This is a genomic window from Phenylobacterium sp., assembly GCF_046290725.1.
GTDB lineage: Bacteria > Pseudomonadota > Alphaproteobacteria > Caulobacterales > Caulobacteraceae > Phenylobacterium.
Genome location: NZ_JBKBUH010000010.1, coordinates 1 through 11,349, shown reverse-complemented (window position 1 = coordinate 11,349; position 11,349 = coordinate 1). Strand labels below are relative to the sequence as shown.

The 11,349-nt window shown below is 67.6% G+C and carries 10 protein-coding genes and 1 pseudogene; 9 read left to right on the top strand and 2 right to left on the bottom strand.

Annotation, left to right across the window (positions count from 1 at the left end):
• The 6 genes from ACK41C_RS20940 to ligD form a co-directional block, all read left to right on the top strand.
• Nucleotides 1-366: universal stress protein (locus ACK41C_RS20940; protein WP_409658756.1), on the top strand; the 366-nt coding region annotated here is incomplete at its 5' end.
• Between the two features lie 13 nt (nucleotides 367-379).
• Entirely contained in the window at nucleotides 380-751 is a 372-nt protein-coding gene (locus tag ACK41C_RS20935) for a YdbL family protein (protein WP_409658753.1), read from the top strand.
• Nucleotides 752-819: 68 nt separating this feature from the next.
• Complete coding sequence (pdhA, locus tag ACK41C_RS20930; protein WP_409658759.1) at nucleotides 820-1,785, top strand: pyruvate dehydrogenase (acetyl-transferring) E1 component subunit alpha; 966 nt, start codon at nucleotides 820-822, stop codon at nucleotides 1,783-1,785.
• 218 nt (nucleotides 1,786-2,003) lie between these two features.
• Nucleotides 2,004-2,936, top strand: a complete 933-nt coding sequence (locus ACK41C_RS20925) for an RNA polymerase factor sigma-32 (protein ID WP_409658750.1) — start codon at nucleotides 2,004-2,006, stop codon at nucleotides 2,934-2,936.
• Between the two features lies 1 nt (nucleotide 2,937).
• Nucleotides 2,938-3,402 (top strand): hypothetical protein, encoded by a 465-nt coding sequence (locus tag ACK41C_RS20920; protein ID WP_291844978.1) that lies wholly within the window; start codon nucleotides 2,938-2,940, stop codon nucleotides 3,400-3,402.
• A gap of 59 nt (nucleotides 3,403-3,461) precedes the next feature.
• Nucleotides 3,462-5,060 carry a non-homologous end-joining DNA ligase gene (gene ligD, locus ACK41C_RS20915; protein WP_409658747.1) on the top strand — a complete coding sequence of 533 codons (1,599 nt, stop codon included), beginning with the start codon at nucleotides 3,462-3,464 and terminating at the stop codon, nucleotides 5,058-5,060.
• 34 nt (nucleotides 5,061-5,094) lie between these two features.
• Here the strand turns inward: ligD and ACK41C_RS20910 are convergent.
• Nucleotides 5,095-5,318 (bottom strand): annotated as a pseudogene (locus ACK41C_RS20910) (hypothetical protein); the annotation flags it as partial.
• Nucleotides 5,319-5,376: 58 nt separating this feature from the next.
• A complete protein-coding gene (locus tag ACK41C_RS20905; RefSeq protein WP_409658744.1) occupies nucleotides 5,377-6,486 on the bottom strand; it encodes a sensor histidine kinase in 1,110 nt (369 codons plus the stop codon).
• 260 nt (nucleotides 6,487-6,746) lie between these two features.
• On the opposite strand from ACK41C_RS20905, the gene dnaK reads away from it, so the two are divergent.
• The 3 genes from dnaK to ACK41C_RS20890 all read left to right on the top strand — a co-directional run.
• The gene (gene dnaK / locus ACK41C_RS20900; protein ID WP_409658741.1) at nucleotides 6,747-8,606 is read left to right on the top strand and encodes a molecular chaperone DnaK; all 1,860 of its coding nucleotides are present in this window, start codon (nucleotides 6,747-6,749) and stop codon (nucleotides 8,604-8,606) included.
• Between the two features lie 54 nt (nucleotides 8,607-8,660).
• Nucleotides 8,661-9,203: a nucleotide exchange factor GrpE gene (locus tag ACK41C_RS20895; protein ID WP_409658738.1), complete on the top strand. Its 543-nt coding sequence runs from the start codon at nucleotides 8,661-8,663 to the stop codon at nucleotides 9,201-9,203.
• A 70-nt stretch (nucleotides 9,204-9,273) separates the two neighbouring features.
• The coding region (locus tag ACK41C_RS20890) for a Clp protease N-terminal domain-containing protein (RefSeq protein WP_409658735.1) at nucleotides 9,274-11,349 on the top strand (2,076 nt) is incomplete at its 3' end.

Here is an 11,349-nt window from a genome sequence, read left to right as displayed (position 1 = left end):
GTGTTTTTTGTTGGGAATGGTTCGCGTGAAACCGCCCGCGCCTTGCGCGACGCCCTGCCATTGCTGCAGCGCGCCGCGCAAGTCGATGGCGTGATCGTCGACCACCCGGAGGCGGCCCGCGACGGGGAACGCGTCCTGAAGGCGTTCCTCCAACGCCACGGCTGCCCGGCGATAAACGTGATCCGGCTTCCCGCCGGCGGGCGGCCTGCCAGCGAGGTGATCCTGCAGCACGCGGCGCACGTTATGCAGGCCGACCTGATCGTCATGGGGCTTTACGGTCACTCGCGCCTACGGGAGTTCGTACTGGGCGGGGTCAGCCGGGACATGCTCGACGACTCGCCCATTCCGCTGCTCCTGTCGCACTGACGGAGGCGCGGCTGTGTTCCAAGCCCATCCGACGCGTCGAGCACTTGCCATCTTGTTGCTGGCCGCGATGGGAACGCCTGTGCGGCCGGCCGTCGCGCAGTCCTCGTCGTCCAAGGCGCTTGTCGATGCGGCCAAGGCCGCCGGGAAGGTCGGCGAGCAGGCCGACGGCTACCTCGGTTTCGTGGCGCCCCAGGACGACCCCGAGCTCACCGCGGCGGTGGCGGAGATCAACACCGCGCGCGCTCGGCTGTACGAGGCGACGGCGCGTCGTCATGGCGTGAGCCCTGAGGTCGCGGGCGTCGCCGCCGCGAAGGCCCTGTTCGAGACGAAGCTGAGGCCCGGTGACTACTATCGTGACGCCACGGGCGTGTGGCGCAGGAAGTAGGGGCTGCGTCCGCGGGCGCCGTCAGGTCGGCGGATGAGGGCCGGGATCGACTCCCCCGGGAGGACGTCATGTCGCAGACCCTCGCGACGCTGTTGGCCGACTATCAGCGGATGGCGCTGATCCGGCGGTTCGAGGAGGAGGCCGCGCGCCTCTACGGCATGGGCTTGATCGGCGGGTTCTGTCACCTCAGCATCGGCCAGGAGGCGGTCGCTGTGGGCGTGGTCGGCGCCCGTGCGCCAGGCGATCAGGTGATCACGAGCCACCGCCACCACGGCTATGCGCTGGCGTGCGGAATGGAGCCGCGAGCGGTCATGGCGGAGCTGACCGGACGCATCGGCGGCGCCTCGCGGGGCAAGGGCGGATCGATGCACATCTTCGCGCCCGACCAGGATTTCTACGGCGGCCATGGCATCGTCGGCGCCCCGGCCAGTCTCGGTAGCGGCTTGGCCTTCGCCAACCGCTACCGGAAAAATGGGAGGGTGGCGTTTGTCGTCTTTGGCGAGGGCGCCGCCAATCAAGGCCAGGTTTATGAATGCTTCAACATGGCCGCGCTCTGGCGATTGCCCGTGCTCTACATCATCGAGAACAATCGCTACGCGATGGGGACGGCGGTGGAGAGGTCCGCCTCCGAGCCCCGCTTCTATCGGCGCGGTCTCTCGTTCGGAATTCCCGGAGAGGCGGTCGATGGAATGAACGTTGTCGCGGTTCGCGAGGCGACGGCGCGCGCCGCACGGCATGTCCGGGCGGGGGAAGGCCCCTGTCTCCTGGAAATGAACACCTATCGATATCGCGGCCATTCGATGAGCGACCCGGCGAGGTATCGGCCGCGAGAAGAGGTGGAACGGGTCCGGCGCAGGCGCGATCCCATCCAACGGTTGAAACGCCTCGTGTTGACCCGCGATCCCGACCTGGCCACCGAGCTGGACGAGATCGACAAGACGGTCAAACAGCGCGTGGAGGATGCCTCAGCCTTCGCGAAGGCGTCTCCAGAGCCGCCGCCCGAACACCTGCTGCGCGACGTCTATTCCGCCTGACGTCCTCAGGGTCAGGTCCGCGGGCTCCTGGCGAGCAATGCTCAGAACACGCACGGCCGAGGGGCAACGGCGCGGCGCAGGACCAGCGGCGCTCGGCCGGCGAACTGCCGAAGCTTCGCGCTGGCGCGCGGTGCGGGCGCCACTTGATGCCGGTCAAGTCAGGGCGGCGCGGAGCCACCACTCTGGTCACGGCAGCACCATCAGGAGCATCGGGTCCCGTGTCCTATCCATTCCTCGCCGGCGGCGTGGTCGCGTCGCCCTTCGCCGCCAGTCTGCGGCAGTATCTCTCGGCCGTGCGACGCTATCCGGTGCTGACGCGCGATGAGGAGTATGCGCTCGCCAGACGCGTGCGCGACGAGGTCGATTTGGCGGCGGCGCATCGGTTGATGACCAGCCACCTCCGCCTCGCAGCCAAGATCGCCTGCGGCTATCGTGGCTATGGGTTACCGCTCGAAGACATGATCTCCGAGGCCAATGTCGGGCTTCTGCATGCCATCTACAAGTTCGACTTGGAGCGGGATTGCCGGCTATCCACCTACGCCGCCTGGTGGATTCGCGCCGCCTTGCAGGACTACATCCTGCGACACTGGTCTATCGTCAAGCTCGGCACGAGCGCCACTCAGAAGCGTCTGTTCTTCGGTTTCCGGAGGGCCCGCGCGCGCATCGAGGCGTGTCCGTCCGAATTGCTCGCCGGCGACAGCATCGCCAAGATGGCCGAGCTGTTTCATGTTCCGCCCGGAGACATCACCGGGATGGAGGCCCGCCTCGGCTGGCGCGACCTGTCGCTGAGCGCGCTCCACGGCGACGAAGGCGAGCCGGATCGCCTCGAGCGCCTTGCCGATGAGAACGCTCAGGATCCGGAGACCGCGCTTTCGGAAGCCGACGAGCGAGACTACCGCACGCGTCTGCTCACTCAGGCCCTCAGCCCGCTCGGGCCGCGGGAGCATCGAATCTTCGTCGCCCGACGCCTGCGCGACCCTCCCGCTCCGCTTGCCGAGCTGGCTCAGGAATATGGCGTGAGCTGCGAGCGCATCCGGCAGATCGAAATGCGCGCTTTCGAGAAGGTGCAGCGCTTTGTCACCGATCAACAGCAGCACCACGCGCGCGAAGGTGCGTGGCGGCGCGGTCAGGCGTACGAATGCGCCGCCTGAAATGGACGGCGAGAACTTGAAACACGAGATCGAAGTCCGCGCGCCGGCCGCTCATGCGTTCTCCGTGTTCGTGGACGAGATGAGCGGATGGTGGCCGTTCGCCTACACCGTGTCGAAGGACGCCCTCGCCAAGGTCGTGATGGAGCCACGTCTCGGCGGCTCCTGGTTCGAGTTGACCGTCAGCGGACGGCGCATCCCTTGGGGCGCCGTCGCCGCGTTCACCCCGGAAACGCACCTTGGCCTCACGCGAACGGGAAGCGATGGCCACCCTCTCAGCAACATCTCCATTTGGTTTCGGCCGCGCAGCGCGAAACTGACGCAGGTTGAGCTGCAGCACCAAGCTGCCTGCGCTCATTCCATCGCCGAGGATGGAGACCCCTTGTCACAACCCTCCGCATGGCCCGCGATCCTGCGCGAATACGCGGAGGCGGCGAGCCCCACCTCCCGCGCCCTACTGAACGCCTAGGGGACACCTGACGACAAGAACGCCGGCGAACCGAACAGTCCAAGCAGGTGAAGCAAGCCGTGATCGAGACGCGACTCGACAGTTACCGCGCCAAGCGAGACTTTTCCAGGACACCGGAACCAGCTGGCCAGGGCGCCGTCCGACCGGCAAAGCGGCTGCGGTTCGTCGTCCAAAAGCATGCGGCGCGGCGACTGCACTATGATCTGCGGCTTGAGCTCGACGGCGTCCTTCTCTCTTGGGCCGTCGCAAAGGGGCCCTCGTTCGATCCCGCGGAGCGAAGGTTGGCCGTAAGGACAGAGGACCATCCCCTCGACTACGGCGACTTTGAAGGCAAAATCCCGGAGGGACAATATGGCGCTGGCGCCGTGATGATATGGGATCGCGGCTACTGGAGGCCCGAGGGCGACCCCCGCATCATGCTGGAGCACGGCAAGTTGAGGTTCACCCTCGACGGCGTTCGGCTCAAAGGCGGGTGGGCGCTGGTGCAAATGACGCGGCGTTCCGGAGCGCGCGGGCGCGATTGGCTGCTGATCAAGCGCCGCGACGCCTGGGCGGCGCCTGGTGAGGGCGCGGCTCTGCTCCAGACCCTGACCACCTCGGTCGCCTCCGGGCGCACCGTTGAGGAAATTGCGGCGGGTCAGCGCCCTGCGCCGCGCCGGGACGGCGTCACAAGGTCTTGCAGGAGCGCGGAGCGCATGGCCGACGAGATCAAGCGGACGGCGAGCGCCGCGGCCGGGGCCGGTTCGTCGGGGCGCGCTGCGCAGGCTCAGGTGCTCGGCGTGGCGATCACCCACCCGGACAGGGCGCTGTGGCCGGACGACGGCCGGGGACAGCCAATTTCGAAACTGGACCTCGCCCGCTACCTGGAGGCCGTGGGACCTTGGATGCTGCGCCACGTGCAGGGCCGGCCGTGCGCCCTTGTTCGCGCGCCGAACGGCGTCCTCGCTCCGCCGCGGTTCCTTCAGCGCCATCCGGGTCGAGGCGCCCCAGCGCAGATAACGCGGGTCGCCGTTACCGGAGGCGGGCCCCCCTGTTTTCAGCTTGACCGCCTCGACGCGCTCGCGGCCGCGGCGCAGTTGGCGGCGGTGGAGTTCCATCCCTGGAACTGCCGGCCATTTCAGCCTGAGGTCCCCGGCCGCGTCGTGATCGACCTTGACCCGGGCGATGGCCTGCCATTCGAGAGCGTCGTCAAAGCGGCCCTGGCGGTGAAGGACAGGTTGGAAGGCGCCGGCCTTGTGCCGTATTGCAAGACCACTGGCGGCCAGGGTCTGCACGTGGTCGCGCCCTTGGCGGACGAGAAGGGTAAGACCACCTGGGCGATGGCGAAGAGCTTTGCCCGCAGGCTCTGCCAAGCGCTCGCCGCCGACGCGCCGCAAGCCTACGTGCTCAGCGCCAGCCTTGACCAACGCCAGGGACGCATATTCCTTGATTATCTGCGCAATGATTGGGCGGCGACCGCGGTGGCGCCGCTTTCGCCGCGTGCGCGGCCGTTCGCGCCCGTTAGCTTCCCTCTTGCTTGGAACCAGGTGCGAGCCGACCTTGAACCCCAGGCCTGGACGCTGCGCACCGCAGCGACCGCGCTGGTCAGCACCGCAGCCTGGGCCGACTATCTCGACGCTGAGCGGCCGCTGAGCGACGCCTTGCATCGGCTGACCTGAGCTGCGCGGCCCGTCGGCGCGGCCGCGCAAATTGTCAGGCTTCCCGCCGAGCCGCTGTGGCACGCTTGTTCGGCCAAGGCGGAGGCGCTGGCCTCCGTTTCTCCGCGATGCCGCCCACCGCCGCCTCAATGATCAGCAGTCCCGCGACGGACCCCGCATCCTGAAACGCAGTGCGGACAACCTTGGCGGGGTCAACGACGCCGGCCGCACCAGGTCGATGTACTCTTCGGTTTTCACGTTGAAGCCGAAGATAGGGGAGGGGGCCTTGCGGCCGGCCAGCCTATCTCACAGGGATAATGCTCGAAGTTGATCGCGATCAAGTCCGCCGCTCGCTTTCGGCCTGCGCACCAGAAGATCCGAGTGCGGCTGCAAGTGGCCGGTGGGCCGACATGCGAACACTGAAACAGCTTCCGCGCTCAAGTGCGGTGTTGACGCCGATGGTGCACCCGAGCACTCCTGCCAACTCGCCCACGATCCAGAGGCCGAGACCCAAGCCTCCGGCGGCAGCGTCGTCGCCGCGTGCGAACGCTTCGAAGAGCCGCGCGCGCATCGGCGGGAGGATGCCCGGCCCGGTGTCGTAGACTGAGATCGCCAGATCGTCCCCGCGCCGCCGGACGCCGATGAGCACGCCCCCACGCGCAGTATGCTTGACGGCGTTCGCCACCAGGTTGCTGACAATGCTGCGGAGCAGCTGCGGATGACTTGTGACCCGCGCCTCCGTCGATACGGTGCGGAGCTTGATTGACTTGAGGTCCGCTTGCGGGATCCAAGCCGCCATCACCTCATCCAGCAGGGGTTGCAGGGCGATCTCTTCCAGGAAGAGCGCCGAACCCCGCTGCTGAGCCGAAAGGAAGGCGACCGCCGCCAGGTCCTGGTCGAGCTGCGTCGCGGCGGCATTCGCATACCCCAGCAGCTGTTGCGCCCTGGCGGGAGGCGCGGACCCCAACAGTTGAAGAGCCGCGACGATCGTCTGCAGCGGCTGCCTCAGGTCATGGCCGATCATCGCCAGCAGATGACTTTGGGCAAGCCCCGCCGCCCGGATGTGGACCTCGCGTTCGGCCGCGGCCGCCGTGAATCCGGCGACCACGGCGTATGAGTCTTTCGTCTCCTGCGGCAGAGGCGCCGCTGTTATCCAGCAACTGAGAATTCGGTCGTCGGCGAGTCGCAGCGTCGCCGGCGCGTGGATAGGATCCGCCGCGGCGATCCCGACATGGGGCCATGCCAGGTCCAAACCCAGCGCTCTCAGGTCCTTCCCGGCGATGTCGGCCGAAGCGTATCCGGTCAGGCGCTCCCAAGCGGTGTTGCAGACGCGGAGTGACGAACGGCCCGCCTCGGTCTCGATCAATGCGAGGGGGTGGGGGGCGGCCATGAAAGCCGCGGCCAACCTTCCTGCCTCCCGATCGTCGCCCTGCGGTGCTTGTAACATGGAACTAGGCGCCTCCGCGATGCACGGCCGCGCCGGGAGGCGCTGACCCGATCTTCGCATGGAGGGTCGATGGATGCGCTGCAGGCCATGTTGACGAACATCAAGACGACCGAGCCCTCGGCGGTCGGCTCGCCGCTCCCAGCCCAACGGCCGGCGTGGGCAAGCGATGCGATCGGCGGAAACCAGGCGGCTCTTGATGCAGATCAAGTCGGTCGGCTCCGGGAGCGCGAAAGTTGGTGATCAATGAAGGAGAAGCCGTCATGGCGCGCGCAGTCGGTATCGACCTCGGCACGACGAACTCGTGCGTCGCCGTGATGGAGGGCGGCAAGCCCACCGTCATCGAAAATGCCGAGGGCGCGCGCACCACTCCTTCCATGGTGGCGTTTCGTGATGATGGCGAAGTGCTCGTGGGCGCCGCAGCCAAGCGGCAGGCGGTGACCAACCCCGAAAACACGCTCTTCGCCATCAAGCGCCTTATCGGCCGCCGCTATGACGACCCCATCGTCCAGAAGGACAAGGCGATGGTGGCTTACAAGATCGTCGCGGGACCCAACGGCGACGCCTGGGTGGAGGTCGCTGGGAAGGCATACAGTCCCAGCGAGGTTTCCGCTCACATCCTGCGCAAGATGAAGGAGACGGCGGAGAAGCATCTCGGCGAAACGGTGACCGAAGCGGTCATCACCGTGCCGGCCTATTTCAACGACGCCCAGCGCCAGGCCACCAAGGACGCAGGGCGTATCGCCGGCCTTGAGGTGCTTCGGATCATCAACGAGCCGACCGCGGCGGCGCTCGCCTATGGGCTCGACAAGACAAAGGCCGGCCGCATCGCCGTCTACGATCTCGGCGGCGGCACTTTCGACATTTCGATCCTCGAACTCGGCGACGGGCTGTTCGAGGTCAAGTCCACCAACGGTGACACATTCCTAGGCGGCGAGGACTTCGACAAACGCGTCATTGAGTACCTGGCCGATGAATTCAAGCGCGACCAGGGAATTGACCTGCGCAACGACAAACTGGCGCTGCAGCGCCTCAAGGAGGCGGCCGAAAAGGCCAAGATCGAGCTGAGCTCGGCCGTGCAGACGGACGTCAACCTGCCCTTCATCACCGCTGACCAGAACGGGCCCAAGCACCTCAACATCAAGCTCAGCCGCGCTAAGCTGGAGGCGCTGGTCGAGGACCTGATCGACAAGACCGTCGAGCCCTGTCGCGCCGCGCTGAAGGACGCCGGCGTGACGCCGGACCAGATCGACGAGGTCATCCTGGTCGGCGGCATGACCCGCATGCCCAAGGTCGTCGAGGCGGTGAAGCAGCTCTTTGGCAAGGAGCCCCACAAGGGCGTCAATCCCGACGAAGTGGTCGCGCTGGGCGCCGCCGTCCAGGCCGGCGTGCTGAAAGGCGACGTCAAGGACGTGCTGTTGCTGGACGTTACGCCGCTGTCCCTGGGTATCGAGACCCTGGGCGGCGTAATGACCAAGCTGATCGAGCGCAACACCACCATACCGACCCGCCGAAGCCAGGTGTTCTCGACCGCCGAGGACAATCAGCCGGCGGTGACGATCCGGGTGTTCCAGGGCGAGCGCGAGATGGCGGCCGACAACCGGTTGCTTGGCCAATTCAACCTTGAGGACATTGCTCCGGCGCCGCGTGGCGTGCCGCAAATCGAAGTGACCTTCGATATCGACGCCAACGGCATCGTCAATGTTTCGGCCAAGGACCGCGGGACAGGCAAGGAGCAGAAGATCACGATACAGTCCTCGGGCGGACTGACGGAGGACGACATCAAGCGCGCGGTGCGCGAAGCGGAGGAACATGCCGAAGAGGACCGGCGACGGCGCCTTCTGGTGGAGGCGCGCAATCAGGGCGATGCTCTGATTTTCGCCGCCGAGAAGGCCCTCGCGAACGCGCCGCAAGGATCGCAACGGCAGGCAGTGGAGGATGCGCTCGCGGCCCTGCGGGCAGCGATGCAGGGCGAAGACACCCAAGCGATCATCGCCCGCGGGGAGGCATTGCGAGCGGTGACGGAGGCGCTGACGAGCGCTGGAGGGGGCGAGGCGCCAAAGGCTGGGAGCGAAGACATTGTCGACGCTGAATTCGAGGATGCCGATGACGGGCGGGCTTGAGGTCGGCGAGCCAGCCCGCCAGAACCGTCTCTAAGATCGGCAGGAGACAGCACAGTGACCTCGGAGAGCGGCATCCCGAACGCGCCCCCGGCGGCTGAGATCAAGACGTCTGCCGGCGAGGCGCCCCAGGCAGCGACCGAGGCCGTCGAAGCCTTGCAGGATCGCCTGCTCCGCGCCCTCGCTGATGCCGAGAACGCGCGGCGCCAAGCCGAACGCGCGCGCAGCGAGGGACGTCGGGCGGGGGTGGCGGACCTGATCGCCCGCCTGGCGCCCGGCCTTGACAGCCTTGACCTTGCGGTCGACGCAGCGCGCGGACCCGACCAGGACGACGAAACCTTCGCAAGGTCCGTTCAGGAGGGTTTGCGCGCCGCGCGGCGCGCCTTGCTCGAGGCTTTTCAACGCGAAGGCGTGGAGCGCATCGAGCCCCTGGATCAGCCTTTCGACCCGACGTCGCACGAGGCCGTGGCGACTCGCGCTGACCCGGCGGCTGCGCCCGGCCACGTGCTGCAGGTCGTCCAGGCAGGATACCGGGTCGGGGAGCGCCTGGTGCGACCGGCGCGCGTCGTGGTCTCAGCCGCCGCCCCGCCGGCCGATTAGGGGATTGTGAAAGCTCGCCCCCCTGGCGCACCGCCGATAACGCGCCGATAGTTCGGCAGGAGATTGCGACATGAACCTCGAAAAGTTCACCGACCGCGCCAAAGGCATGCTGCAGGCCGCCCAGACAGTGGCCGTCCGCCTCAACCATCAGCGCATTGCGCCCGAACACATCCTCAAGGCCCTGCTGGAGGACCCGGAGGGCATGGCCGCCGGCCTGATCCGCTCGGCGGGCGGAACCCCAGAGTTGGCCGGCCGCGAGGTCGACTCGGCGCTGGCCAAGATCCCGGCGGTGACCGGCGCCGGCGCTTCCCAGCCGCCGGGCCTCGACAACGAAGCCATCCGGCTCCTCGATCAGGCCGAGCAGGTGGCGCAAAAGGCCGGAGACACCTTCGTGACGGTCGAGCGCCTCCTGCTGGCCATCGCGCTATCGGCCAGTTCGACGGCGGGCCGCGCGCTCGCCTCTGCAGGGGTCAAGCCGGAGGCGCTATCGAAAGCCATCGACGCGCTGCGGGGCGGGCGGCTGGCGGACACCGCCAGCGCCGAAGACCGCTACGAGGCGCTGAAGAAGTACGCGCGAGACCTCACGGAGGCGGCGCGCGCCGGGAAGCTTGATCCGGTGATCGGGCGCGACGAGGAAATCCGGCGCACGGTCCAGATCCTGGCCCGACGAACCAAGAACAACCCCGTGCTGATCGGCGATCCCGGCGTCGGCAAGACTGCGATCGTGGAGGGCCTCGCGATCCGCATCGCCAACGGCGATGTGCCCGATACGCTGCGTGACCGCAAGCTGATGGCGCTGGACATGGGCGCCCTGATCGCCGGGGCGAAGTATCGCGGTGAGTTCGAGGAACGCCTCAAGGGCGTGCTCGACGAGGTAAAGAGCGCCGAGGGGCATATCGTCCTCTTCATCGACGAGATGCATACCCTGATCGGCGCAGGCAAGGCGGAGGGGGCGATGGACGCGGGCAACCTGCTGAAGCCGGCCCTGGCCCGCGGCGAGCTGCACTGCATCGGCGCCACCACGCTCGACGAGTACCGCAAGCACGTCGAGAAGGACGCCGCCCTGCAGCGCCGCTTCCAACCCGTCTTCGTCGATGAACCCACGGTCGAAGACACCATCTCGATCCTGCGCGGACTCAAGGAGAAGTACGAGCTGCACCATGGGGTGCGGATCACCGATGCGGCGATCGTCGCCGCCGCCACCCTCAGCCATCGCTACATCAGCGACCGCTTCCTGCCGGACAAGGCGATCGATCTGATGGATGAGGCGGCGTCGCGCTTAAGGATGGAGGTGGAGTCGAAGCCCGAGGAGATCGAGGCGCTCGACCGGCGGATCATCCAACTCAAGATCGAGCGGGAGGCCCTGAAGAAGGAGACGGATGCGGCCTCCAAGGATCGGCTCAGCAAACTCGAAAAGGAACTCGCCGACCTCGAGCAGGAATCGGCCGCCCTGACGCAGCGCTGGCAGGCCGAGAAGGAGAAGATCCAGGCCGAGGCCAGGCTCAAGGAGCAGCTCGACCAAGCCCGCCTCGAACTTGAGCAGGCGCAACGGCGCAGCGACCTTACCCGCGCCGGCGAGCTCAGCTATGGCGTCATTCCACAGCTGGAGAAGCAGCTCGCCGACGCGCAGGCCGCCAGCCAGGGCGCCATGCTGCGTGAGGAGGTGACGGCCCAGGACATCGCTGGGGTGGTGTCGCGCTGGACAGGCATCCCAGTCGACAAGATGCTTGAAGGCGAGCGGGAGAAGCTGATCCACATGGAAGAGGCGCTCGGCCGCCGCGTGATCGGTCAGGCCCACGCCATCAGCGCCGTCAGCCGTGCGGTCCGTCGCGCGCGGGCGGGCCTGAAGGATCCGAACCGGCCGCTCGGCTCCTTTCTCTTCCTGGGGCCGACCGGCGTCGGCAAGACTGAACTCACCAAGGCGCTCGCCGGCTTCCTGTTCGACGACGATACGGCGATGGTCCGCATCGACATGTCCGAGTTCATGGAGAAGCACTCCGTGGGGGGGGGGGGGGGGGGGGGAGAGGGGGGGGGGGGGGGGGGGGGGGGGGGAGGGGGGGGGGGGGGGGGGGGGGGGGGAGGGGGGGGGGGGGGGGGGGGGGGGGGGGGGGGGGGGGGGGGGGGGGGGGGGGGGGGGGGGGGGGGG